24 protein-coding genes are annotated in these 22,187 nt (G+C 71.2%); 8 read left to right on the plus strand and 16 right to left on the minus strand.

The window, feature by feature from the left end; genetic code table 11:
* Positions 1-30: 30 nt before the first annotated feature.
* Genes SACMADRAFT_RS07460 through SACMADRAFT_RS07470 form a run of 3 tightly spaced genes read right to left on the minus strand, consistent with a single transcriptional unit; the run spans position 31 to position 1,903 of the window.
* Positions 31-951, minus strand: coding sequence for a hypothetical protein (locus SACMADRAFT_RS07460; protein WP_040926177.1), 921 nt, complete (start codon positions 949-951; stop codon positions 31-33).
* Positions 952-1,006: 55 nt separating this feature from the next.
* Complete coding sequence (locus tag SACMADRAFT_RS07465; RefSeq protein WP_040925588.1) at positions 1,007-1,462, minus strand: hypothetical protein; 456 nt, start codon at positions 1,460-1,462, stop codon at positions 1,007-1,009.
* 54 nt (positions 1,463-1,516) lie between these two features.
* Positions 1,517-1,903, minus strand: coding sequence for an STAS domain-containing protein (locus tag SACMADRAFT_RS07470; protein ID WP_009153190.1), 387 nt, complete (start codon positions 1,901-1,903; stop codon positions 1,517-1,519).
* A gap of 195 nt (positions 1,904-2,098) precedes the next feature.
* Here SACMADRAFT_RS07470 and SACMADRAFT_RS07475 point away from each other — a divergent pair, with 195 nt between their 5' ends.
* Positions 2,099-2,452 carry a CBS domain-containing protein gene (locus tag SACMADRAFT_RS07475; RefSeq protein WP_050998338.1) on the plus strand — a complete coding sequence of 118 codons (354 nt, stop codon included), beginning with the start codon at positions 2,099-2,101 and terminating at the stop codon, positions 2,450-2,452.
* Positions 2,453-2,457: 5 nt separating this feature from the next.
* Here SACMADRAFT_RS07475 and SACMADRAFT_RS07480 read toward each other — a convergent pair whose 3' ends face one another.
* From SACMADRAFT_RS07480 to SACMADRAFT_RS07520, 9 genes are all read right to left on the minus strand, one after another.
* A complete protein-coding gene (locus SACMADRAFT_RS07480; protein ID WP_009153192.1) occupies positions 2,458-3,780 on the minus strand; it encodes a UDP-glucose dehydrogenase family protein in 1,323 nt (440 codons plus the stop codon).
* Positions 3,764-4,705: a glycosyltransferase family 9 protein gene (locus SACMADRAFT_RS07485; RefSeq protein WP_009153193.1), complete on the minus strand. Its 942-nt coding sequence runs from the start codon at positions 4,703-4,705 to the stop codon at positions 3,764-3,766. Before SACMADRAFT_RS07485 ends, SACMADRAFT_RS07480 begins: the two co-directional genes overlap by 17 nt.
* Positions 4,696-5,370 carry an SDR family oxidoreductase gene (locus SACMADRAFT_RS07490; RefSeq protein WP_009153194.1) on the minus strand — a complete coding sequence of 225 codons (675 nt, stop codon included), beginning with the start codon at positions 5,368-5,370 and terminating at the stop codon, positions 4,696-4,698. The genes SACMADRAFT_RS07485 and SACMADRAFT_RS07490 overlap by 10 nt, the downstream gene beginning before the upstream one ends.
* Positions 5,371-5,388: 18 nt before the next feature.
* Positions 5,389-6,747 (minus strand): PfkB family carbohydrate kinase, encoded by a 1,359-nt coding sequence (locus SACMADRAFT_RS07495; RefSeq protein ID WP_009153195.1) that lies wholly within the window; start codon positions 6,745-6,747, stop codon positions 5,389-5,391.
* Entirely contained in the window at positions 6,744-7,307 is a 564-nt protein-coding gene (locus SACMADRAFT_RS07500) for a D-sedoheptulose-7-phosphate isomerase (protein WP_009153196.1), read from the minus strand. The genes SACMADRAFT_RS07495 and SACMADRAFT_RS07500 overlap by 4 nt, the downstream gene beginning before the upstream one ends.
* Positions 7,304-8,353: a glycosyltransferase family 9 protein gene (locus SACMADRAFT_RS07505; protein ID WP_009153197.1), complete on the minus strand. Its 1,050-nt coding sequence runs from the start codon at positions 8,351-8,353 to the stop codon at positions 7,304-7,306. The genes SACMADRAFT_RS07500 and SACMADRAFT_RS07505 overlap by 4 nt, the downstream gene beginning before the upstream one ends.
* Complete coding sequence (locus SACMADRAFT_RS07510; RefSeq protein WP_009153198.1) at positions 8,350-9,831, minus strand: HAD-IIIA family hydrolase; 1,482 nt, start codon at positions 9,829-9,831, stop codon at positions 8,350-8,352. Before SACMADRAFT_RS07510 ends, SACMADRAFT_RS07505 begins: the two co-directional genes overlap by 4 nt.
* The gene (locus SACMADRAFT_RS07515; protein WP_009153199.1) at positions 9,831-11,462 is read right to left on the minus strand and encodes a carbamoyltransferase family protein; all 1,632 of its coding nucleotides are present in this window, start codon (positions 11,460-11,462) and stop codon (positions 9,831-9,833) included. The genes SACMADRAFT_RS07510 and SACMADRAFT_RS07515 overlap by 1 nt, the downstream gene beginning before the upstream one ends.
* Positions 11,463-11,612: 150 nt before the next feature.
* Entirely contained in the window at positions 11,613-12,587 is a 975-nt protein-coding gene (locus SACMADRAFT_RS07520; protein ID WP_009153200.1) for a UDP-glucuronic acid decarboxylase family protein, read from the minus strand.
* Between the two features lie 62 nt (positions 12,588-12,649).
* Here SACMADRAFT_RS07520 and SACMADRAFT_RS07525 point away from each other — a divergent pair, with 62 nt between their 5' ends.
* Genes SACMADRAFT_RS07525 through SACMADRAFT_RS07540 form a run of 4 tightly spaced genes read left to right on the plus strand, consistent with a single transcriptional unit; the run spans position 12,650 to position 17,843 of the window.
* Positions 12,650-13,522 carry a polysaccharide pyruvyl transferase family protein gene (locus tag SACMADRAFT_RS07525; protein WP_009153201.1) on the plus strand — a complete coding sequence of 291 codons (873 nt, stop codon included), beginning with the start codon at positions 12,650-12,652 and terminating at the stop codon, positions 13,520-13,522.
* Complete coding sequence (locus SACMADRAFT_RS07530) at positions 13,519-14,358, plus strand: glycosyltransferase family 2 protein (RefSeq protein WP_009153202.1); 840 nt, start codon at positions 13,519-13,521, stop codon at positions 14,356-14,358. Before SACMADRAFT_RS07525 ends, SACMADRAFT_RS07530 begins: the two co-directional genes overlap by 4 nt.
* Positions 14,355-15,254, plus strand: a complete 900-nt coding sequence (locus SACMADRAFT_RS07535; RefSeq protein ID WP_009153203.1) for a glycosyltransferase family 2 protein — start codon at positions 14,355-14,357, stop codon at positions 15,252-15,254. The genes SACMADRAFT_RS07530 and SACMADRAFT_RS07535 overlap by 4 nt, the downstream gene beginning before the upstream one ends.
* Positions 15,255-15,311: 57 nt before the next feature.
* Positions 15,312-17,843 (plus strand): ATP-dependent Clp protease ATP-binding subunit, encoded by a 2,532-nt coding sequence (locus tag SACMADRAFT_RS07540; protein ID WP_009153204.1) that lies wholly within the window; start codon positions 15,312-15,314, stop codon positions 17,841-17,843.
* A gap of 58 nt (positions 17,844-17,901) precedes the next feature.
* Here the strand turns inward: SACMADRAFT_RS07540 and SACMADRAFT_RS07545 are convergent, their stop codons facing one another.
* From SACMADRAFT_RS07545 to SACMADRAFT_RS07560, 4 genes are all read right to left on the minus strand, one after another.
* The gene (locus tag SACMADRAFT_RS07545; RefSeq protein WP_009153205.1) at positions 17,902-19,113 is read right to left on the minus strand and encodes a glycosyltransferase; all 1,212 of its coding nucleotides are present in this window, start codon (positions 19,111-19,113) and stop codon (positions 17,902-17,904) included.
* A 16-nt stretch (positions 19,114-19,129) separates the two neighbouring features.
* A complete protein-coding gene (locus SACMADRAFT_RS07550) occupies positions 19,130-20,074 on the minus strand; it encodes a glycosyltransferase (protein ID WP_040925589.1) in 945 nt (314 codons plus the stop codon).
* A gap of 38 nt (positions 20,075-20,112) precedes the next feature.
* The gene (locus tag SACMADRAFT_RS07555) at positions 20,113-20,559 is read right to left on the minus strand and encodes a DUF4383 domain-containing protein (protein ID WP_050998076.1); all 447 of its coding nucleotides are present in this window, start codon (positions 20,557-20,559) and stop codon (positions 20,113-20,115) included.
* A gap of 104 nt (positions 20,560-20,663) precedes the next feature.
* Complete coding sequence (locus SACMADRAFT_RS07560) at positions 20,664-21,107, minus strand: ATP-binding protein (RefSeq protein ID WP_009153208.1); 444 nt, start codon at positions 21,105-21,107, stop codon at positions 20,664-20,666.
* A 140-nt stretch (positions 21,108-21,247) separates the two neighbouring features.
* Here SACMADRAFT_RS07560 and SACMADRAFT_RS07565 point away from each other — a divergent pair, with 140 nt between their 5' ends.
* The 3 genes from SACMADRAFT_RS07565 to SACMADRAFT_RS07575 are packed head-to-tail and all read left to right on the plus strand — an operon-like array spanning position 21,248 to position 22,184.
* Positions 21,248-21,661, plus strand: a complete 414-nt coding sequence (locus SACMADRAFT_RS07565) for a phage holin family protein (RefSeq protein WP_009153209.1) — start codon at positions 21,248-21,250, stop codon at positions 21,659-21,661.
* Positions 21,658-21,915, plus strand: a complete 258-nt coding sequence (locus SACMADRAFT_RS07570; RefSeq protein ID WP_009153210.1) for a DUF3618 domain-containing protein — start codon at positions 21,658-21,660, stop codon at positions 21,913-21,915. Before SACMADRAFT_RS07565 ends, SACMADRAFT_RS07570 begins: the two co-directional genes overlap by 4 nt.
* Entirely contained in the window at positions 21,912-22,184 is a 273-nt protein-coding gene (locus tag SACMADRAFT_RS07575; protein WP_009153211.1) for a DUF4235 domain-containing protein, read from the plus strand. Before SACMADRAFT_RS07570 ends, SACMADRAFT_RS07575 begins: the two co-directional genes overlap by 4 nt.
* Positions 22,185-22,187 lie beyond the last annotated feature (3 nt).

Below are 22,187 nucleotides of genomic sequence, written 5' to 3' on the forward strand. Positions count from 1 at the left end.
GTAGACCGGCTGCCGCGGTGTGCGGCCTGCTCAGCCGCTCGCCCGCTGCGGCGACCGAGGCAGCAGGCCGTTACCGCGCAGCAGCCACACCGCCTGCACGGTGGCGTAGCCGCGCCATTCCAGGCGGGCGGCGGGGGAGTAGCTGGCGAAATCGACCGGCCAGCCACCGTCGCTTTGTTGCCGTCGCGCCAACGCGTCCAGTTCCGCTTCGACGATCCCTGAGCCGAACAGTTCCCGTGACGGCATGCCTGGCAGCGGGGAGAAGTCGAGTGGTCGCATGAACTCCTCCTCGGTTCCACCTCGCACGTGCACCAGCCCGTCGGCAGGGATGTGCCGCGCCAGCGGTGCGAGCAACTCCTCGGCACGGGCGGGCGCGCCCGCGTGCAGTTCATCGACGAAGCGCACTGCGAATGCCAACTCGATCGCGTGCGGGCTGCCGTCGCGCACGGCCCGGATCGCGGACTCGCAGTAATCCGTCACGCGGGCCAGCCACGGATGCGCGGCCACCTCGGGATCGTGCCGTGCCACCCGGTGAGCGTTCGCCGCGACGATCGCCGAGATCTGCAACGACGACCTGTTCGGGTCGGCCGCCAGCCAGAACGGCGCGCACCCTGCCGGGTTGGCGACCGGGAGCGCGAACGGCAACCCGCCGTCGGCGAGTGTCACGCCCGCCAGCCAGTCGCACAGCCGCGCGGCGTGAACACTCCTGGCGGGCGCGATGTCGGCGAACACCTCGAACGCGTGCAGCGCGCAGGCGGGCTGGCTGTGCCTCGCCCGCAGGTCGGGTTCGAGGCCGTTGCCGAAACCGCCGTCGGCGTTGCGGTAACCGAGCAGGGCGCTCACCGCGGCCTGCTCGTCACCGACGCCGAGCAGCAGGCGCAGCCGGTGCCGGTCGAGCAGGCGGGCGTGGGTGTCGAGGAAGGTCTCGGCGGCAGCGAAATCGATGGTCATGAGCCGAATCGTGCCCGCGAGCATGGGCGGGCGTCTTGAACGGATCGGACGCGGCTCACCGTTTCTGCCGTTGCTGCTCGCTGCGGGCGGACGCGCCCGGCGGCCGCGGGCGGCCGGTGGCATTGGGCGCACGAAGCAGAGACCGTGCCACCCGGTCGGGGTCGTCGACCGCCAGTGTCAACTCGTGGTGCCGCACGCCCACCGGCTCGTGACCGTGCACCGGTTCGCGGAAGATCAACGTCACCTGACCCGGCCGCGCACGCACCGCCGCGAGATTGGACCGCGGAGTGCGAAACCACCACGGCCCGTAGTGCACCTCGATGGCGTCGGTCTCCACCCGCAACTGCCCGACGACGGGCAGCACCAGGTGCAGCGGTCCGGCGAAGGTGAATTCGAACGATGCCGCCCCGTGCGATCCCGGAAGGTGGTCCCGGGCGACCCGGCTCAGGTCCGGCACCGAGCAGGCCTGCCTGCGAAGCTGGCCTGCCCAACGCCGGTTGTGTGACGTCATATCGGACCAGGTACCCGACTTCGGCCGAAGCAACCGTGGTGAGTTCGACGGCGCTCAGACCGTGTCGGTAAGGGCAGATTCCAGCGTGGGATGTAGTCGCAGCGCGCCCTGCAGGCCCGCGGCCTCCACCGGCCTGCGTACCGCGCGCCTGGCGGAAACCACCCGCAGTTGCGTGCCCTTTTCCTCGGCGATCCTGCTCACTTCGAGCAACACCGCCAGCCCGGACGAACCGATGAAACTCACCTCGGAGAGGTCGGCGACGAGCGGATGAGGTGGCTGTGTGGCGGCCAACGCCTGCCGCAGTTCCCGTTCGAGCCCGCCGCCGGTGCTCAGGTCGATCTCCCCGTGCACCTTCACGATGACGGTCTGTCCACGCCGCTGGGTGCGTACGTCCAGGGCCTGGGTGTGCAGCGGAATGTCGGAGTGTGATAGCTCGGGCACGGCACCTCCAGCGGTGAGTGCGCTGTTCGAGGATGGCCGTCGTGGCCGCTGGCTGTTTAACCGCCCGACGGAACCTGAGCGTAGCGAGAACGGTCCGGGGTGCAAACCCCGTGGGGCCGGGTATTCCCCGAACGGACATGTCGACGACACAGGGAGTGACCCACCGTGACGACTTCTACCAAGGTGCGCGACATCATGACCAGCGATCCCAAGTTCGTGGACACCAGCGAGGCGGTGTCCGAGGTGGCTCGGATCATGGCTCGAAGCAACGTGGGGGCGCTGCCCGTACGGGGCGAGGACAACCGGCTCAAGGGCATCGTCACCGACCGCGACATCGTGGTGAAGGTGCTCGCGGAGGGCAAGGACCCGATGGCCGTGCACGTCGGCGAACTCGTCGAGGGGGAGCTGCACACGGTGCGCCCTGACGCCGACGTGGAGGAAGCGCTCGAGCAGATGTCCCGGCACCACGTGCGGCGGCTGCCGGTGATGGACGGTCCGGAACTCGTCGGGATCGTCTCGGAGGTGGACGCGGCACGCGGCAGGTCCTGAACCCGTCACCGTCGCGGCTTGCCGAGCCCGTGGTAGGCGAAGCCCGCTTCGGACAACTCGTCGGGATCGAGCAGGTTGCGGGTGTCGACCACGGTCGCGTGGTCGGTGAGCTGGGCCAGCTGCGGCCAGTTGAGTTCGCGAAACTGCGGCCACTCGGTGAGCACGACGACGGCCGCGGCGTCCTTGGCCACCAGGGCGGGCTCGTCGACGAGCTGGATGCGTCCCAGATCCTTCGACCGCCGGATGCCGGGGTCGTAGCCGGTCAACGACGCGCCCTCGTCGGCGAGCCGCTCGGCCACCGCGAGCGCGGGTGAGTCACGCAGGTCGTCGGTGCCCGCCTTGAACGTCAGCCCCAGCAGTCCCAGCCGAATGCCGCGCAAGCTGCCTTCCGCCGAGCCGGTCACGGCAAGCCGCACCTTGCGCACCACGCGTTCGTGCTGGTGGAAGTTGGCCGCGACCGCGTCGGAGAGCATGGCGAAGTCGACCCCGGCGCGCTCGGCAGCGTGCAGCAGCGCGCTGGTGTCCTTGGGCAGGCAGGAGCCGCCCCAGCCGGGACCGGGCGCGAGGAACGCGGGGCCGATCCGGTCGTCGAGCCCCATCGCGTGCGCGACGTGAGCGATGTCCGCGCCGTGGTGCTCGCACAGTTCGGCGAGGACGTTCACGTACGACAGCTTCAGCGCGAGGAACGCGTTGCTCGCGTACTTGGCCAGTTCCGCGCTGGCCGGATCGGTGCGGATCACCGGCGCGTCGAGGCCGCGGTAGAGCCTGCCGACCCGGTCGGCGGCTTCCGGCCGGGTCGCGCCGAGCACGATGCGGTCGGGGTGCAGGAAGTCCCATGCCGCGTGCCCCTCTCGGAGGAACTCCGGGTTGCTGACCGAGGCGACGCCGAGCAACTCCTCGGTGCGGGCGGTGGTGCCGACCGGCACCGTGGACTTCACCGCGACCACTGCCCGTGGGTCGAGGGTGTGGCGCAGCGCCTGCAGTGCAGCGTCGAACGCGGCCAGGTCCACCGTGCCGTCGCTTCGTGCGGGTGTGGGCACGCACAGCAGCACCACATCGCAACGGGCAAGCGATGCCAGTTCACTGGTGAAGCGCAGCCTGCTTGCGCTGATGCCCTCGCTCACCAGTCGAGGCAACTGCGGTTCGGCGATGGGAACCCGCGCCTCGCGCAGCGCGGCCACCTTCGCGGTGTCGACGTCGACGCAGGTGACCGTGTGCCCCAGCCGGGCGAGGCAGGCAGCGCTGGTGAGCCCGACGTACCCGGCACCGACCACACCGACGTGGCTGTTCGCGGCGCCTTCGACCGGTCGCTCAGGCTTGTCGGACATGGCTGACCTCCGCGAGTCGGTCGTGTGCCGCTGCGAGCACGTCATCGGTGGTCAGGCGCAACAGGCCAGGGTCGGGTGTTCGGCCGTGCGGGTCGCCCGTGCGGCCCGCCCACAGCGCCACGTGTTGCGGCCTGCCTTCGGGCGGGCCCCACAGCGCGGGCGGTGTCGGGCCGAACAGCAGCACCGACGGTGTGCCGTAGCCGGTCGCGAGGTGCCCGACGCCGGTGTCGCCACACACGACCAGCGACGCCTTGCTGACCAACGCGGCCAGTGAGCCGAGGTCGTGGCCTGCGAGTACGGCGCCTGCGGGCAGCCCGGCGCGTCGCGCCACCTCGGTGGCGAGTGGCCGCTCGGCGGCGCTACCGGTGACCACGACGTTGTGCCCGCCGCGCGTGAGTTCGGCCGCCACGGCCGCGAACCGCCGCGGTGGCCAGCGGCGCGCCGGGTACGCGGCTCCTGGATGGACGACGACGGCGCCGGGGGCGGGGCTGGGCACGGCCGGTTCGGCGAGCGCGAGATCGTCACGGTCGGCGGGGATGCCGTGCCACTCCAGCAGTGCGCACCAGCGGTCCACCTCGTGCAGGTCCGGCCGCCACGCCGGGCCCTGCACTTGCGGTCGGTCGGGGTGGCGGTGGGTGAGCAGCGCACGGGGACGGGTGGTCAGCAGGTCGCGGATACTTCTCGGGCCGCTGCCGTGCAGGTTGACTGCCAGGTCGGGTGGCGGGCCGTGCCAGCGCAGCTCGCCGAGGCCGGGTGTGGCGAGCAGTTGGTCCACCGCCGTGGTGAGCGGCAGCAGCGGCCGCAGCGCGGCGGGTGCCGCCAGCACCAGGCCCTGCCCCCGGTGCCTGCGCAGTGCCCGCAGCGCGGGCACTGCGGTCAACAGGTCGCCGAGCCCCAGCGCGCGCAGCGCGAGCGTTACGGCCACGAGCCCTCTTCCGAATGGCACACCACGAGTTCCCGCACCTCACAGCCCGGCGGGGTGCGCAAAGCGTGCAGCACGGAGGCAGCGACGTGCTCGGGGCGGTTCAGCTTGGCGTCGGGCGGCGGTTTGTACTGTTCGTCGCGGCCGTCGAAGAACGCGGTGTCCATGCCGCCGGGCACGAGCAGCGTCACCCCGACCCTTCCCGCGGTTTCCGCGGCGAGCGCCCTTGTGAACGCGGCGACACCGGCCTTGGAAGCGCAGTACGCGGTGGCGTCGGAGACCGAGCGAAGGCCCAGCGTCGACCCGCAGGTCACCACGGTGCCGCCGCGGCGTTCCAGGTAGGGAAGCGCGGCACGTACGACCGCGGCCGTGCCGAGCAGGTTCACCTGCACCACTCGCTCCCACTCCTTGGCGGGCACCGTGTCGAGCGCGCCGGGCGAGTCGATGCCCGCCGCCGTGAACACGGCGTCGAGGCCGCCCGCCTGCTCGGCAAGCTCTCGCACCGCGCTCTCCGCCGAGGGCGTGTCGGCGAGATCGGCCAGCGCGTACGGGACATCGAAGGGTGGGGCGGCCCTGTCGACGACGAGCGGGGTGCCGCCTTCGGCGAGCACCGCATCGACCGTCGCGGCGCCCAGCCCGGAGGAACCGCCTGTGATGAGCACGTTCATGTCTGCCTCCCGCTTTCGCTACCGGCCAGCGTCCTGCAACAGCCGGGTGGTTGAGTAGCCGTCCACGGTGGGCACCAGCACCACCTCGCCGCCGTGGCGGCGCACCACGTCGGCCTCCGGCAGGTCCGCGCCCGCGTAGTCGTCGCCCTTGACCCAGACGTCCGGCCGCAGCCGGTGCAGCACCTGACTCGGAGCAGGCTCGTCGAAGACCACGACAGCGTCCACAATGGCCAGCTCAGCCAGCAGCCTGGCGCGGTCGGACTCCGGCACCACCGGCCTGCCGGGGCCCTTCAACGCGCGCACCGAATCGTCGGAGTTCAGGCACACCACGAGTGCGTCACCGAGGGACCGTGCCTGCCGTAGCAGGCTCACGTGTCCGGGATGCAGCAGGTCGAAGCAACCGCCGGTGGCGACGAGGCGGCCGCCCTGCCTGCGCACCCGCTCGGCGAGAGCGAAGGCGTCACCGTCCACGGGGGGCAGGGCGGATTCCTCCACCGAAAGCGCCGACGCTCCGCCCGCGGCGACGAACCGCGACGCGGCTTCCACCGCCGCCCGTACCGCTTGCGCCACGTCTGCCCCCTCCAGCAGCGCCGCGGCGGCGGCACTGGCGAAGCGGTCGCCCGCCCCGCAGGTGTCCGGCCGTTGGCCGGTCGCGGCCGCACCGGGCGGCACCGGAATCCGTACGCTGCCGCGGTCGTGCGCGAGCACGGCTCCGTCCGCGCCCACGGTGACCGCCGCCGCCGAGCACGCCCACTCCCGGCGCAACGTCGCGGCAGCCTGCTCGGGTCCGGTGCAACCGGGCGCGAAACTCACCGCCTCGCGATCGTTGGGCGTCACGAGGGTGACCCCAGGAACCGGGGCCGGTCCACGCGGGTGCGGGTCCCACACCACGGGGATGCGGTTGGCAAGGTCGGCCAGCAGCCGCCGCAACTGCCGGTGGGCCGCGACACCGCGCCCGTAGTCGGAGACGAGGACGGCGCCCGCCTCGCGAAGCGAGCGCTCGACGTTCGCGGGCAGCGGCGCCTGCGCCGCACGCCCGTCGCCGGTGTCGAGACGCACCAGCGACTGCCCTGCCGCCCTGACCCGGGTCTTGCGCACCGTCTCGCCTTCCAACGGCAGCCGCAGCACCCGCACGTCGTGGGCGAGCAACTCGGCGAGGCGCCGCCCCGTCTCGTCGTCGCCGAGCGCGGTGACCAGCAACGTCTGCGGTGTCGTCCGGGTGGCCAGCAGCGCGGCGGCAAGGCCCGCACCTCCTGGGCGGACCCACTCACCCTCGGCGTCCACGACCGGAACCGGAGCCTCCGGGCACAGCCGGTCACTGCGGCCCTCGACGTCGACGTCGAGCAACGCGTCGCCGACAACGACCAGCGGCCTCATGCCCGTGCCTCCAGCGACTCGTCCAGCCGCGCGCACAGCGCGTGCACCACCGCAAGGTGCACCTCCTGCACCGTCGCCACGCTGTCGGCCTCCACCGCGATGGCGTCGTCACACAGTGCGGTGAGCGGGTTCGGCGCGGGGCCGGTCAGTGCCCAGGTGACCATGCCGAGCTCGTGGGCGACCTTCGCGGCGGCGACCACGTTCTGGCTGCGGCCGCTCGTGGACAGCGCAACCAGGACGTCACCGGATCTGCCGTGGGCGCGCACCTGCCTGGCGTAGAACTCGTGCTCGCCGTAGTCGTTGACGATCGCCGTGCCTGCCGAGGTGTCGGCGTGCAGCGCGATCGCCGACAGCGGTTGCCGGTCGCCGAGGAACTTGCCTACGAGTTCGCCGGTGAGGTGTTGCGCCTCGGCGGCGCTGCCGCCGTTTCCGCAGGCGAGCAGCCTGCCGCCGGCCGCGAGCACCGTGGCGAGGTGCGCACCCCACAGCTCGATCGTCGGCGCCGCGGTCCGCGTCCTGTCCAGCGCACCGCGCAGGGCGGTGAAGTGTTCTTCGATCACGACACACCTCCAGTGGGTCCTGCGACGCGACGGTCGTCGTGCGCGTTGCCGAGGGTGGCGACGGCGTCGACCACCTCGGTGGCCTCGATCGCGAGGCACGGGTGCCCCTCGACGGGGCAGCGCCTGGCCCTGGTGTCCTTGCAGGGAGCCTCCTGGTCGCCGAGCAGGATCGTCGCGACGCCGTAGGGAGCCCACCGGGCGGAGGGCACGACGGGCGCGAACAGCGAAACCACCGGCGTGCCCACGGCGGCGGCCAGGTGCGCAGGGCCGGTGTTGGGTGCCACCACGGCGCGGGCCGAGGCGAGTACGGCGGCCAGCTCGCGCAGGTCGGTGGCCCCGCCGAGATCCGTGGCCCGACCGTCGGCCACGAACGCGGTGAGCTCGCGCTCCCCAGCCGATCCGGTGATCACCACGCGGTGACCCGCTTCGGCGAGTGCGCGCACGAACGCGCGGGTCCGCTCGGCCGTGGGTTGCCGGGCGGGCACCGACGCGGCCGCGTGTACCACGACGTAGCCGGGCGGGCCGGTCAGCTCGCGGGTGTCGGGAAGCGGACCCCGCACCGCGGGCAGTCCGCGATCACCCTCCGGCAGCTCGTACCCCGCTGCGCGTGCCAGCGACAGCGCGCGCTGTGCCTCGGGCGGGTCGCCTGCCACGCGGTGCCGCAGGTCGAGCAGCGAACCCGGGTAGTCCTCGCTGATGCCACCGATCCAGGGCACGCCCGCCATGCGCAGCACAACCGCCAGCGGCAGCGGTGACTGGTGGAACGACGTCAGGATCAACGCCGCGTCCAGCCGCAGGTCGCGCAGTTGCTTGGTGAGTGCCTCCACCGACTCGGCGGTCAGCTCGGGCGGATCGGGGTCGATCCACGGAGCGCACCACTCGATCACCTCGTCGACGCCGGGAAGCAACTGCGCGGCCGCGCGGCCCCTCGGCCCCGCCAGCAGGGTCACGTGCTCGGACCCCTCGGCGACGGCTCGCACACACGGGCCCGCCAGCAGGACGTCGCCCACGCTGTCGAGCCGCGCCACCAGCACCCTGCCGCTCATAGCAACTCCATTGCCAGCCGGGCGGCCGACGGCAGGTCGGCCGCTACGTGGGCGTGGCGGCGGCACTCGGCTATCTCGCCGGGCATCGTGCGGGCGGTGGGTACCAGCACGGCTTGCGCCCCTGCCGCCGCGGCCGCGGCCACGTCGGCACCGATGTCACCGATCACGACGCAACGCCGCGGGCGCACCCCGAGGGCGCCCGCGGCGCGCAGCACGAGGCCCGGCTTCGGCTTGCGGCACACGCAGCCGTCGTCGGGTGCGTGCGGGCAAACCTGCCACGCGTGGAACGGGCCAAGCAATTCGTCCACCCGCTCGTTGACCGCCCGCAGCTCCTCGCGAGTGATGTGTCCACGAGCCACGCCGGACTGGTTGCTGACGACCCCGACCAGCACGCCCGCCCGGCGAAGCAGGTCCAGCGCCTGCTCCGCACCCGGCATCGGCCGTACCTTCTCCGGGTCGCCGAGGTAGGGGACGTCCTCGATGAGGGTGTCGTCGCGATCGAACAACACCGCCTTGTGCCCTGCGGCGCCGAGCTCACCACGCAACCGGTGTGCGCACGCGACCGGCGGGATGACGGCACTGGTGACGGCCATGCGGCTGATCTCGGCGGGCGTGCGCGGGCCATCGGCCACGCGCCTGACGGCGAACTGCGCTGTCAGACCTGCCCACACGCCACAGGCCATGGCCGCGGGTGCGCTACGTCCCGTGGCGAGCAGTCCGAGGCCTGCGGCACCCGCGAGCGTGGTCAGCGCGTGCCTGCCGAGCCTGCCGCGGCCCTCGCCTGCCTTGGCGCGCCAGCCGGGGCCGTGTTTGCGGCGCATCAGCGCGTTGTCGGCGTTCCCGCGCTGCCTGCGTACACTGGCCCAGAAGTCGCCGTTTCGCGGCGGGTGGGTCGTGCTCCGCGTGCCCTCCGCGATGGAGTAACCCGCCTGCCGCACCCGCAACGCGAGGTCGGCGTCCTCGCGGTAGGCGCGCGGGAATCGCTCGTCGAAGCCGCCGACCTCCACCAGCACCGCACGCCGGTAGGCCATGTCCGCGGTGATCCAGCGCGAGCGGGTCAGCGCCAGCGTGTCGCGCTCGTCGTCGGTGGGCCGCCTGTGCCTCGGCAGCGGCACGACGATCCTGCCGACGGAGGCCGCGACATCGTCGTCGAGTCCGGTGAGGTCGTCGGCGACGGCGCTCGGCCAGTCGTCGTCGGGCAGCACGTCGTCGTCGAGAAAGGCGACCCACTCGGTGCGCGCCGCTCGCCAGCCGGTGTTGCGCGCGGCCGCGGGCCCCCTGCCGCCGCAGCGCAGCACGCGCACCGCGAGCCGGGTCTCGGGCAGCGACAGCGGTTGCCCCCCGTTGCGGTCGTCGACCACCAGCACCTCGACCGGCGGCGGGCCGGTGGCGGTGTCGAGCGCACGCAACAGTGCGGCGAGGCTGTCGCGGCCCATCGTCGGGATGACGACCGTGACGGCCGCCTGCCCGCCGCCCATCAGGCGGTCCTCCGCACGGCGAACGGTCCGATCGCGAGCAGGTCGATCGGCGCGGACCCGAAGCATTCCAGCGCGTCCCTGGGGTCGTCGACCATCGGGCGTCCCGAGGTGTTGAGGCTGGTGTTGACCACGGTAGGCAGCCCGGTTCGCCGCTCGAAGCCACGCAGCATCCTGGCGAGCAGTGGCTCGGCTTCACTGTCCACGGTCTGGATCCGGGCGGTACCGTCCACATGCGTCACCGCGGGAATGCGGTCCTGCCACGAGGGCTCCACGTCGTGCACGAACAGCATGTAGGGGCTGGGAACGGGTCCGCGCGTGAACAACTCCGCAGCCCGCTCGGCCAGCACCATCGGCGCGACGGGACGGAACTGCTCGCGGCCCTTCACGTCGTTGAGGCGCTCGAGATTTTGCGCTCTGCCCGGATGCGCGAGCAGGGAGCGGTGGCCGAGCGCGCGCGGGCCGAACTCGGAACGGCCCTGGAACCACGCCACGATGCCGTCCTCGGCAAGTGTTTCGGCGACGGTCTCGGCGATGTCGGGTGGCCGCTCGTAGGCGACACTGGCGGTGTCGAGCCATTCCCGCAGTCGCTCCTGCGGCCACTCGCGGCCGAGGTCGGCTCCCGGCATCGGCCGGGTGGACTCCCCGAGGTCGGCGGCCAGTTGCAGGGCGGCTCCCAGTGCGGTTCCGGCGTCGCCCGCCGCAGGCTGCACCCAGACCCGTTCGAACGGGCTTTCCGCGTGCAGCCGGGTGTTGGCCACGCAGTTCAGCGCGGTGCCGCCCGCCATCGCCAGGTCGCGGTGGCCGGTGCGCTCGTGCAGCCAGCGGGCGAGGTCCAGCAACACCTCTTCCACGGCACGCTGCACGCTGGCGGCGAGGTCGGCGTGTTCGGGCAGCATCTCGCCGTCGTGGGTTCGTTCGGGGGCGAACTGGCTCCAGTCGACCGGGTCGGCGCGAAACCCGCCGTCCGCGCCCGCGTGAATGTGCTCCCGCAGCCTCGCCAGGAATATCGGCGTTCCGTAGGAGGCCAGCGCCATAACCTTGTACTCGTCGCTGGAACGCTTGAACCCCAGGTGTTGTGTCACGTCCTCATAGGTCAGACCGAGCGAGTGGGGCAGGACCTGGTTCGCCAATTCGACGAACTTTCCCTCCCGGTACTCACCGGCTACATAGGACTCGGACTCGCCGCGTCCGTCGGAGGTCAGCACGGCGCAGTCGCCGAACGGAGCCGCGAGCCCGGCCGAGGCGGCGTGCGCCACGTGGTGTCGCACGAACCGCACCTTGCCCGGGTCCAGGCCGGGAAGCGCGGTCTTGAGGAAGGCGGGTGCGCGGCGCGCGTAGAGAGTTCGCAGTTTCTCCCAGCCGCCCTGGTCGGTTCCGGGCAGTGTCTCGTCGACGAGTGTCGGGTCGTAGGAGTAGGCGACAGCATCCAGGTCGGACGCCGTGAGACCGGCGTGCCGCAGGCACCAGTTGGCGCTGTGCTGTGGCTGTTCCCACGCCGAGAACGGAACGGCTTCCTTGCCGTGCTTGCGCCTGCTGAACCGTTCCTCCTCCGCGGCGGCGACGATCTCGCCGTCAACCACCAGTGCGGCGGCCGGGTCGTGGAAAACGGCGTTGATGCCGAGTATTCGCACCTGGTTACCTCCCGCCTCTGGCAGGCCGGTCGCGGTCGCGACCGCCACTAAACCGCTACCCGGTGCAGCGACGACTAAACCGTTGTGGTGGGAAAGCCCAGGACGTCGCTACGTGCTGTGAACGAGAACACGCGGCTGCCGGGTTGATGACTACGCGCAGAAGCGGTCGGCGACGCCGTTTCGGGCGAACCAGGCGATCGTGCGGTTCAGCCCTTCCCGTAACCCGACGCGAGGCAGCCAGCCGAGTTCCGCGCGGGCCAGTGTGATGTCGGGGCAGCGGCGGCTGGGGTCGTCGACAGCACCTTCCACCTTCGTGATGGGCACCGACGCTCCTGTCAGGGAAAGGATTTCCTCGGCGAGGCGGCGTACCGAAAGCTCGTGGGGATTGCCGATGTTCACGGGACCGTGCAGCGAACTGTATGCCAGGCTCAGCAGACCACCGACGGTGTCGTCGACGTAGCACACCGAGCGGGTCTGCTCGCCCGTCCCCGCCACCGTCAGCGGTTTGCCCGTCAGCGCCTGGGTGATGAAGGCGGGGATGACCCTGCCGTCGTCGGCGCGCATCCGGGGCCCGTAGGTGTTGAACACCCTCGCGATCGCCACGTCGGTGCCGTGCTCGCGCAGGTATGCCATGGTGAGTGCCTCGGCGTAGCGCTTGGCCTCGTCGTAGACACTGCGCGGACCGATCGGGTTCACGTTGCCCCAGTAGCTCTCGCGCTGCGGATGCTGCAGCGGGTCACCGTATACCTCGCTGGTGGAGGTCAGCACGAACCGGGCACCGGCGTTGGTGGCGAGCCGCAGCGCGTGTTCGGTGCCGAGAGCGCCGACGCGGAGGGTATCGATCGGCAGCCGCTGGTAGTCCTTCGGCGAAGCCGCCGACGCCAGGTGGAACACCAGGTCCACATCGGTTGCTACGGCGCTGCCCTCGACCGGCCGCGTGACGTCGTGTTCGACGAACTCGAACCGAGGATGCTCGCGCAGGTGCGCGATGTTGTCCGGTGTTCCGGTCGCGAAACTGTCCACACAGGTCACCTGGTGACCGTTTCCGAGTAGCCGTTCGCACAGTTGTGAGCCGAGGAACCCGGCGCCGCCGGTGACCAGCGCGTGCTCGAACCGATTCGCCATGGCGTCTCGACTACCCCGGATACCCGGTGTGAAACCGCTCCGTAACGGGTAGTCCGCGCGGCATGCGTGCGCTCGTGACAGGCTGGCCGAGCTTCCTGCACGGTGAGGCCACGGCAGGCGACGTGCTGAGCATGCGGCGGGTCGCCGACTCGCTGCGTGCTGCAGGCGTTCCCACCGATCTGGTGTGGAGTCCGGGGTACCGCCCTGGCGTGCTGCACTTCGACGACGCCGACCCCGCCCACTACACACACCTGGTGTTCGCGTGTGGACCCGTCCACGGTGAGCAGGTGGAGTGGCTGCACGACCGGTACGCGCGCTGCCGCCGCATCGCGGTCGGGGTGTCGGTGATCGACCCGACGGCTGCCGCGGTCACCGGATTCCACCGCGTGCTCGCCAGGGACGGCGACGGTGGCGGCGGCGTGCCGGATCTGTCGGTGTCGGCGCGCTCGTCGCGGGTACCGGTCGCGGGGATCGCGCTTGCGCCGGGTCAGCGGGAGTACGGCGAGCGCCGCAGGCACGAACAGGTGCACAAGGCGCTGCTGAGTTGGGTCGAGGGGCTGGACTGCGCGCGGATTCCGCTGTCGACGCGGCTGGCGACCTCCGACTGGCGACACTGCGCCACCCCGGACGCCTTGCTGTCCCTGGTGCAGCGGCTGGACGTGGTGGTGACCACCCGGATGCACGGCCTGGTACTGGCACTGTCGGTGGGGGTGCCCGCGCTGGCCGTCGATCCGGTCACCGGCGGCGGCAAGGTGAGCGCACAGGGGCACGCGCTCGACTGGCCCGCCGTGGTTGCGGCCGAGGACGCGGGCGCGGAGGCTTTCCAACCGTGGTGGCGGTGGTGCCTTTCGGCTGCCGCGCGGCAGGAGGCGGCGCGCGGCCGCGCCGACGGTGCCGAACTGGTGTCAGGGCTGCTTCGCGAGGTGCTCGGATGAGCCAGGCGCGCACCACCGTTGTCATCGCGACCAGAAATCGTGCGGCCGAACTGGCCCGCTCGTTGCGCCAGTTGCGCGCGCTGCGGCCGACGCCGCCGATCGTCGTGGTGGACAACGGCTCACACGACGACACCGCGGCGCTGGTACGGCGGGACTTTGCGGAAGTGCGGCTGGTGAGCCTGGCAGGCAACGCCGGTGTGGCGGCACGCAACATCGGCGTGCGGCGCGCCGAGACACCCTATGTCGCGTTCAGTGACGACGACTCCTGGTGGGAGCAGGGCGCGCTGCCGAGGGCGGAGACCCTGTTCGACGCCTATCCCAGGGTGGGCCTGCTCGCGGCGACCACGCTGGTGGGTCCACAGGCCGAGCCGGATCCGGTGTGCGAGCTGATGGCCGACAGCCCACTCGGTACCGCGCCGGACGTGCCGGGTCCGCTGGTGCTGGGCTTCCTCGCCTGCTCGGCGATCGTGCGCAAGCAGGCCTTCCTCGAGGTGGGCGGCTTCAGTGAGCTGCTGCACTTCGGGGCGGAGGAGACACTGCTTGCCTACGACCTCGCGGCAGCCGGGTGGGCACTGAGCTATGTGGAGCAGTTGCGAGCCCACCACCATCCCTCCACGACGCGGCCTGGCGAGCGGTGGCGGCGCAGGCTGGAGTTGCGCAACAACGCGTTGATCGCCCTGATGCGCAGGCCGGTACCCGGGTTGCTGCGCAGTCTCGGCCCGCTGCTCAACGAGCCCGCCGCCGCGGCGGGCACGTTGCGCAGGCTGCCGCACGCCCTCGGCAGGCGCAGGCGGCTTCCCCGGCACGTCGAAGCGCAGATCAGGGAGCTGACATGAGCCGCGATCCGCGTGTCACCGTCGTGCTGATCACCCACAACCGGCGCGAGGAGGTGCTGCGGACGCTCGAGGTGATGACCACGTTGCCGGACGCCGCGCCGCTGATCGTCGCCGACAACGCCTCCACCGACGGCACCGCCGACGCGATCGCGCGTCACCACCCGCAGGTGTCGTTGCTCGCCTGCGAGACCAACCTTGGTGCGCTGGCGCGCAACGTGGCTGTCGAGCAGGTACGGACCCCCTACGTGGCGTTCTGCGACGACGACACCCGTTGGCAGCCGGGGTCGCTCACCCGCGCCGCCGACCTGCTGGACGCCCACCCCGGGCTGGCGTCGGTGACAGGGCGTTGCCTCGTCGAGCCGGACCTCGTCGAGGACCCGATCACACCGGAGCTGCGGTACTCGCCGGTGCGGGGACCGGACTGGCTGCCCGGGCCCGCGCTGCTCGGCATCATGGCAGGCCTGACCACGCTGCGGGTGCGGGCGTTTCGTGAGGTGGGCGGGTTCAACCCGAGGATGTGGCTCGGTGGTGAGGAGGAGCTGCTCGCGCTCGACCTTGCCTCGCGTGGCTGGTGGATGTGCTGGGCGGAGGACGTGGTGATCCACCACGCGCCGTCGCGGCTGCGGGACCCGAGGCGCCGCAGGCAACTGGGCATCCGCAACACGCTGTGGACGTTGTGGCTGCGAAGGCCGGTGCCAGGGGCCGCGCGCAGAACCGCCGACGTGCTGCGTTCCGCACCCGCCGACCTCGCCACCGCATCGGCCGTGCTGGAGGCGGTGCGAGGGCTGCCGTGGGTGCTCAGGCAGCGGCGGGTCGTGCCCGACAGCGTGGAACGGGGGCTGCGTGCGCTCGAGCACGCGCAGCGAAGCTCCGTGGCGCGCCGTTACGTGGGTTGACGGTAGGGGCGACCGGGTAGGCCCCGGTCAGCAACCGTTCGCCAAAGGAGTGTGTCCATGACCGGCTTCTTCGGGGCCGACCCAGGTCCGAGCCCGTTCGACCAGCTGCTCGCCCAGTTCTTCGGCAACGCCGTGCCGGGCAGGCGCCCCTCCGCGGTCGGTATCACGCGCCTGATGAGCGAGCAGGCGCTGGCGCTGGTCTCGGCGGCCGTGCGCAAGGCGGAGGAGTGGGGCGGCAACGAACTGGACTCCACGCACCTGCTGTGGGCGGCGACCCGGGTCCCGGGCAGCAGGGAGCTGATCCAGCGGGCCGGGGCCGACCCGGACGCACTCGCCGACAGGGTCGAGCGCGAAGCGGGACGTGGCCACGGGCGCACCGCGGCCCACCCGGTGCTGACCCCGGCCGCCAAGCGCACGCTGCTGGACGCCCACCAGATGTCGAGGGGGCTGCGCTCGTCCTACATCGGTCCCGAGCACGTACTGCTGGCGCTGGTGGCCAACCACGAGTCACAGGCAGGCCGGTTCCTCGGCGAGGCGGGCGTGACACCGGAGGCGATGCAGCGCGCCTTCACCGACCCGACCGCCACGCCCGGTGCCGTCCGGGCGGGCCAGCAGCAGCCCAGCAGCGACACCCCGACACTCGACAGCTACGGCCGCGACCTGACCGCGATGGCCCGCGACGGCGAGATCGACCCCGTCGTCGGCCGCGACGACGAGATCGAGCAAACCATCGAGGTGCTTTCCAGGCGCACCAAGAACAACCCGGTGCTCATCGGCGAGGCCGGTGTCGGCAAGACCGCGATCGTGGAGGGCCTCGCGCAGCGCATCACCGACGGGCAGGTGCCGGAGACGCTCGGCGAGCGGCGGGTGATCCAGCTCGACCTCACCGCCATGGTGGCCGGTACCCGCTACCGGGGCGACTTCGAGGAACGCATGAGCAAGCTGCTCGACGAGATCCGGTCGAACAAGGACCGGCTCATCGTGTTCATCGACGAACTGCACACCGTGGTCGGCGCGGGGGCGTCGGAGGGCTCGATGGGGGCGGGCAACATGCTCAAACCCGCGCTGGCAAGGGGAGAGCTGCATATCGTCGGCGCCACCACGCTCGACGAGTATCGCGAGAACATCGAGAACGACCCGGCATTCGAGCGGCGGTTCCAGCCGATCCTGGTGCCGGAGCCGAACGTTGAGGACACTCTGGCGATCCTGCACGGGCTGCGCGATCAGTACGAGGCGCACCACCAGGTGAGCTTCACCGACGAGGCGCTGAGCGCTGCGGCTTCGCTTTCCGACCGCTACATCACCGACCGTTACCTGCCGGACAAGGCGATCGACCTGATCGACCAGGCGGGCGCGAGGGTACGGATGCGCGCGGGCCGGGAGCCGGAGCAGGTGCGTGAGCTGGAGGCGCGGCTGGAGCAACTGTGCCGCGACCGCGACCAGGCGGTCAGCGAGGAGCACTACGAACGGGCCTCCTCGTTGCGCGACGAGATCAACGACCTGCGTGGCCGCCTCGCCGAGGCCAAGCGTGGCAACGGGGTGGCGGGCGCGCCGGAAGTGGGTGCCGTCGACATCGCCGAGGTCGTTTCGCGGCTCACCGGCGTTCCGGTGGCGCAACTGACCCAGCAGGAACGGGAGCGGCTGCTGCACCTGGAGGAGCACCTGCACGGCAGGGTCGTCGGCCAGGACGACGCCGTTGCAGCGGTTTCGGAGGCGGTGCGCAGGACAAGGGCGGGGTTGGCCGAGCCCAACCGGCCGTCCGGCAGCTTCCTGTTCCTCGGCCCGACCGGGGTCGGCAAGACCGAACTCGCCCGCGCGCTCGCGGAGGCGTTGTTCGGCAGCGAGGACAGGATGATCCGGCTCGACATGTCCGAGTACGGCGAGCGGCACACGGTGAGCAGGCTCGTCGGCGCGCCACCCGGTTACGTCGGCTACGAGGAGGCCGGTCAGCTCACCGAGGCGGTGCGCAGGAGGCCCTACTCGGTGATACTGCTGGACGAGATCGAGAAGGCGCACCCCGACGTGTTCAACATGCTGTTGCAGGTGCTCGACGACGGCAGGCTCACCGACGGGCGGGGCCGCACGGTGAACTTCACCAACACCGTGCTGATCATGACGAGCAACGTCGGGTCGGAGCTGGTGCTCAGCGGCACGCAGGGCGCGCTCGGGTTCGCCCCTTCCCGCGAGGAGGACACCGACGAGCCGCTGCGGGAGCGGTTGATGCGACGGCTGCGGGAGACGTTCCGCCCGGAGTTCCTCAACCGCATCGACGAGATCATCGTGTTCCGCAAGCTGTCGGCGGTGCAGCTGGAGCAGGTCACCTCGCTGCTGCTGGAGGAGACGCGACGCAAGGCACACGCGCAGGCCGTGGAGGTCGAGTTCGACCAGCAGGCGGTGCGCTGGCTGGCTGAGGCGGGTTACCAGCCGGAGTACGGTGCCCGCCCGCTGCGCCGCACCATCCAGCGTGAGGTGGACAACGTACTGTCGCGGATGCTGCTCAACGGAGAGGTCGCGGAGGGCGACCGGGTGCGCATCGCCGTCCGGGACGGCCACCTGACGTTCGACGTCTCCAGCAGGACACCGGCCTGAGTGCGAGGTCGGCGCCCGCGGGCCGCGCACTCCCCGGCCCGCGGGCGCACGGCCTGCTTCAGCCGGTTTCCTCGCCCAGCGCGGCGCTGGGCACGGCGCGTTCGTAGACGCGCAGCGTGTCGGTGGCGATGCGGTCCCACGAGTAGCGGCAGCGGGCCCTGTCGGCGCCCGCGATGCCGTAGGCGTCGCGCAGCGCGCCGTCGGACAGCAGCTTGCGCACCGCCGTCGCCACCGCGTCCGGCTGCCTCGGGGGGACGTGGATGCCCGTGACGCCGTCCACGACGGTGTCGATGAGGCCGCCGACGGCGGCAGCGACCACCGGCACGCCGCACGCCATCGCCTCCAGCGGCACGATCCCGAACGGCTCGTACCACGGCGTGGTGACGACGACGTCGGCGGAACGCAGCAGTGCGGGCATGTCGGGCCGCGCCACCTGACCGACCAGTCGAACCCGGTCGGCGACACCGTGCTGTTCGGCGAACCTTCGCAGCCGCAGCGCCTCCTCGTCCTCGGCGAGCCTGCCCTCCTGCGGCCCACCCGCGATGATCAGTTCGGTGTCGGGAAGGTGGCGCAGCGCCGCGATGGCGATGTCGAACCCCTTGCGCGGCACCAGCCTGCCGACGGCCACGATGCGGTGGCGGTCGCCGCCCCTTCGCGCACGCTCGCCGTGCGGGGTGAAGCGTTCCAGGTCCACCCCGCACGGCACCACGGAGATGCGGGATCGAGGCAACCCCATCCGCACCAGCTCGAACACCTCGTCCGAGCAGGTGGCCGCCACCCTGGCCGCGTTGCGCCCCACCAGGCGTTCCAGGTGGATGCGGTCGGCCGGGCTGGTGTCGGCCGGGCCCTGGTTGCGCCGCTTGACCACGCCGAGGGCGTGGTAGGTCTGCACGACCGGGACGTTGACTTCCTTGGCCGCGAGCAGCGAGGCCACGCCCGACATCCAGAAGTGCGCGTGTACCAGGTCCGGCCGGCTGCCACGCCATTCGCGCTCCAGGAAGCGGGCGAACTGACCCATGTGCGGCAGCAACTCGTCCTTGGGCACGTGCCTGCGTGGCCCGGCGGGTACGTGCACCACGCGATACCCGGCGGGCATGTGCACCTCGTCGGGCTGGACGTCGTCCTCACGCCGCGTGTAGACGGTCACCTCATGTCCGGCCCTGGTCAGACCTGCCGAAAGCTCGGCGACATGTACGTTCTGGCCCCCGCCGTCGGCCTCGCCGAGTGCGGCCAGCGGGCTGGCGTGCTCGGAAACCATGGAGATCTTCATGCTTCCTCCTGTGAGTTCACGGCACGAGCCTGCCGAGCAGGGCGTCCCATTCGCGCAGGAAGGAACCGAGCCCGAACTGTGCGAGGGCGTGCTCGCGCCCCGACTTGCCCATCCGCGCTGCGAGGTCAGGAGATTCGATCAGCGTGCGTACCGCCGAGGTCAGTTCCGTGACGTCGGTGGAGACGAACCCGGCGTCCGGCGGCACCGAGGTGGCGGCCTCGGTGGTCGCCAGCGAGACCACCGGCATGCCGAGATGCATGGCTTCGAGCAGGGACAGGCCCAGCGAGGTCCAGCGAGCCGTGTGCACGTAGACACGGTCGCGCGCCATCCTCGTGTGCAGCTCCTCCTGGCGCAGATCGCCGACCGGGGTGACGCCGCGGATGGACAACTCGTCGAGTCCCATGCCGTACAGGTCCACCGGGGCGACCTCGGCGAAGGCGGCAAGCAGGTCGGTACCGACGATCCGGTTCCTTCGCACCGGCTCGTTGATGAGCACGGCCGCTCTCGGTAGCTCGCCGGTGTAGCGGTAGCCGGGGTCCACGATGCCGTGCCCGATGACAACGGTGGGTGCGATGCCGTTGTCCCACATCAACTCGTTGAAGTGCGTGACGTGCACCAGCGGGATGTCGCCGCGGTCGGCGAGCGGATGCCTGCTCGTGGCGGCATGGTCGCGCGGGGTGTTGTGCTCGACGTAGACCGCGGGAACTTCGCTGCCGATTCGCCTGCCGAGCAGGCGCTGCGCGAGTTCGATCTCCTCGGGCCGCTGCAACACCACCGCGTCCACACCCGCGTCACCGACCTGCTCGAAGGGCACTTCCACGGCGGAATCGGGCCAGTCCCTGCCGCAGCGGCCCCTTCCCCACGGCCCGCCTGTGTCCACAGTGGGCAGCAGATAGGTGTGCCCGCCCCGGACGAATGCGGAAGTCCAGGAGCCGTGCACGTGCCACACGAGCAGCCTCATGCTTGGCAAGGTGCCCGGGGGTAGCCGTGGCTAAACGCCTAGCGACGTCGTCGTGGGTCCTCCTGCCGTACCGGAAGGAAAGCGAGCAGCAGCCCGGCCAGCGCGGTGAACCCGTACAACCACGTGTTCGACGCCGCCACGTTCGCGAGGTCGGCCTGATCGGTGAGGACGGTGGCGAGGATGCTGTAGGCGGTCAGTCCGGCGAACCCGACGAACGTCAGCACGCCGAACACCCGGGTGGTCCCTTCCCGGTACGCCCCGAACACCCCGAGCAGGCCGATGAGCGTGTGCCAGAAGTTGAGCAACGCGCTGTTGGCGAAACCCCACACCGTCCGCGAATCGTCCGGCCCGATGGTGGTGCCGTGAGTGACGAATCCGGCTATGCCCAACGCCAGGTACCACAATCCGATGAGCAGGGCCGTGAGCTGTAGCCACGGGACTCGCGGACGCCACCCGTGGCCGACGTTGACCGGAACATCGCTCATGGTCGACACCAGCGCCTCGTGCGGCAGGTTGCCCGCCGCACAGATCGTTGCCCGATGGTTGCGGTTGGGTCCTACAGGGACCTACAGGGTCCTACATCCTGCGCCTACCCCGGGCGGCCGTGGGCAAACTGCTTGGCGAAGTCGATGTGCACGACGCGATCGATCGCACGCAGGGCGTCCGGCTCCAGCCGCCATGCGGACACCGCGTCGGTGACCCCGTCCAGCACCCGCCAGCCGAAGGTGTGGCTGTCGGGCACCGAGCCGTGGCTCGTCGTGGCGGAGACGGCCACGCACAGGCAACCGCCTGCGACGACGTAACGACACGTGAGCACGGCTCCGGGCACCGAGTGCTGGATCAGGCTCGCGCACGCCTCGTCGACGGCCACGGTGACGTCGGTGACCGCGTCCGGGTCGAGCCCTTCACCCGAGGCGGCCATCCGCGCCACCGACCTCAGCAACGGCAGCAGCCGAGGCTCCGCGGAGACGCGGAGTTCGACGTGTCCGCTGGTCCTGGGGCCGAGCCAGTCGGCGAGTTCACGCTTGTGCATGGTCTTGTTCGGATACCCGGCGGTAGCGCGACAACACCACTGCGAGTGACCTGTGGCGGGATGTTTGTCCCCCTCCCCGGCGGGGCAAACCGTTCACCAGCGCCCGCGCGTGAAGCCCGGGACGAAGGGGAGGAACAACCATGGTCTACCAACGGCACGACGCCATGGTCGACGAGCGTTCGGTGGCGCAGCTTGTCACTGATCTGTCCGAGCAGACGAGCAGGCTCGTCCGGGACGAGATGAAGCTCGCCATGGCAGAGTTGCAGAGCAAGGGCAAGCACCTCGGAGTGGGAGCCGGACTGGCGGGTGCTGCGGGAGTGATCGCGTTCTTCGGCGCGGGCACGATGCTCGCCGCGGCCGTCCTCGCGCTCGCCCTCGTTCTGCCCGCATGGGCGGCCGCGCTCGTCATCGGTGGTGGCCTGTTGCTGCTCGCCGGGCTGATCGGACTGATCGGCAAGGGCCAGGTGCGGCGAGCCGGCCCGCCGGTGCCGAGGGAGGCGGTCGACAGCGTGCGCAAGGACATCGACACCGTCAGGGAGCGGTTCCGGCAATGAGCACGCCAGAAGACTTCCCGCAAACGGTCGAGCAGGCCCGCACAGATATCGAGCTGACCCGCGAGGAACTCGGTGACACCGCGCAGGCGCTGGCGCACAAGCTGAACGTGCCGCAGCGCACCAAGGAACAGGTGCGGATGCGGTCGTCGGTCGCGGTGAGCAGGCTGCGTGAGAACGCCGTACCGCTGGCCGTTGTCGGCGCACTCGCCGCACTCGTCGTCGGCGGGGTGCTGACCTGGAGGATGAAGCGATGAAGGTGCTCTACCGGCCGCTGAGCCTGCTGGTGAGCACGGGCGGGGCACTGCTCGCCGGTGCCGTGTTCCGTAAGGTCTGGCGACTGGTCAGCGGCGAGGACGAGGCGCCCCAGCCCACGGATCGCCGGTTCTCGATCTGGGAGGTGGTCGCCGCCGCCGCGATGCAGGGCGCTGTCGCGGGGGCGGTACGCGCCGCCGTGGACCGCGCCGGAGCCGCGGGCTACGAGAAGGCGACCGGCTCCTGGCCTGGGGACGACGGGGACGAGTAGTCG

Source organism: Saccharomonospora marina XMU15 (genome assembly GCF_000244955.1).
Lineage (GTDB): Bacteria > Actinomycetota > Actinomycetes > Mycobacteriales > Pseudonocardiaceae > Saccharomonospora_A > Saccharomonospora_A marina.

Bases quoted from the DNA above. Each gene is read 5' to 3' on its own strand.
- SACMADRAFT_RS07460 (WP_040926177.1), bottom strand. From the start codon at position 951: ATGACCATCGATTTCGCTGCCGCCGAGACCTTCCTCGACACCCACGCC.
- SACMADRAFT_RS07465 (WP_040925588.1), bottom strand. From the start codon at position 1,462: ATGACGTCACACAACCGGCGTTGGGCAGGCCAGCTTCGCAGGCAGGCC.
- SACMADRAFT_RS07475 (WP_050998338.1), top strand. From the start codon at position 2,099: ATGACCAGCGATCCCAAGTTCGTGGACACCAGCGAGGCGGTGTCCGAG.
- SACMADRAFT_RS07480 (WP_009153192.1), bottom strand. From the start codon at position 3,780: ATGTCCGACAAGCCTGAGCGACCGGTCGAAGGCGCCGCGAACAGCCAC.
- SACMADRAFT_RS07490 (WP_009153194.1), bottom strand. From the start codon at position 5,370: ATGAACGTGCTCATCACAGGCGGTTCCTCCGGGCTGGGCGCCGCGACG.
- SACMADRAFT_RS07495 (WP_009153195.1), bottom strand. From the start codon at position 6,747: ATGAGGCCGCTGGTCGTTGTCGGCGACGCGTTGCTCGACGTCGACGTC.
- SACMADRAFT_RS07505 (WP_009153197.1), bottom strand. From the start codon at position 8,353: ATGAGCGGCAGGGTGCTGGTGGCGCGGCTCGACAGCGTGGGCGACGTC.
- SACMADRAFT_RS07510 (WP_009153198.1), bottom strand. From the start codon at position 9,831: ATGGGCGGCGGGCAGGCGGCCGTCACGGTCGTCATCCCGACGATGGGC.
- SACMADRAFT_RS07520 (WP_009153200.1), bottom strand. From the start codon at position 12,587: ATGGCGAATCGGTTCGAGCACGCGCTGGTCACCGGCGGCGCCGGGTTC.
- SACMADRAFT_RS07525 (WP_009153201.1), top strand. From the start codon at position 12,650: ATGCGTGCGCTCGTGACAGGCTGGCCGAGCTTCCTGCACGGTGAGGCC.
- SACMADRAFT_RS07530 (WP_009153202.1), top strand. From the start codon at position 13,519: ATGAGCCAGGCGCGCACCACCGTTGTCATCGCGACCAGAAATCGTGCG.
- SACMADRAFT_RS07535 (WP_009153203.1), top strand. From the start codon at position 14,355: ATGAGCCGCGATCCGCGTGTCACCGTCGTGCTGATCACCCACAACCGG.
- SACMADRAFT_RS07540 (WP_009153204.1), top strand. From the start codon at position 15,312: ATGACCGGCTTCTTCGGGGCCGACCCAGGTCCGAGCCCGTTCGACCAG.
- SACMADRAFT_RS07545 (WP_009153205.1), bottom strand. From the start codon at position 19,113: ATGAAGATCTCCATGGTTTCCGAGCACGCCAGCCCGCTGGCCGCACTC.
- SACMADRAFT_RS07550 (WP_040925589.1), bottom strand. From the start codon at position 20,074: ATGAGGCTGCTCGTGTGGCACGTGCACGGCTCCTGGACTTCCGCATTC.
- SACMADRAFT_RS07555 (WP_050998076.1), bottom strand. From the start codon at position 20,559: ATGAGCGATGTTCCGGTCAACGTCGGCCACGGGTGGCGTCCGCGAGTC.
- SACMADRAFT_RS07560 (WP_009153208.1), bottom strand. From the start codon at position 21,107: ATGCACAAGCGTGAACTCGCCGACTGGCTCGGCCCCAGGACCAGCGGA.
- SACMADRAFT_RS07565 (WP_009153209.1), top strand. From the start codon at position 21,248: ATGGTCTACCAACGGCACGACGCCATGGTCGACGAGCGTTCGGTGGCG.
- SACMADRAFT_RS07570 (WP_009153210.1), top strand. From the start codon at position 21,658: ATGAGCACGCCAGAAGACTTCCCGCAAACGGTCGAGCAGGCCCGCACA.
- SACMADRAFT_RS07575 (WP_009153211.1), top strand. From the start codon at position 21,912: ATGAAGGTGCTCTACCGGCCGCTGAGCCTGCTGGTGAGCACGGGCGGG.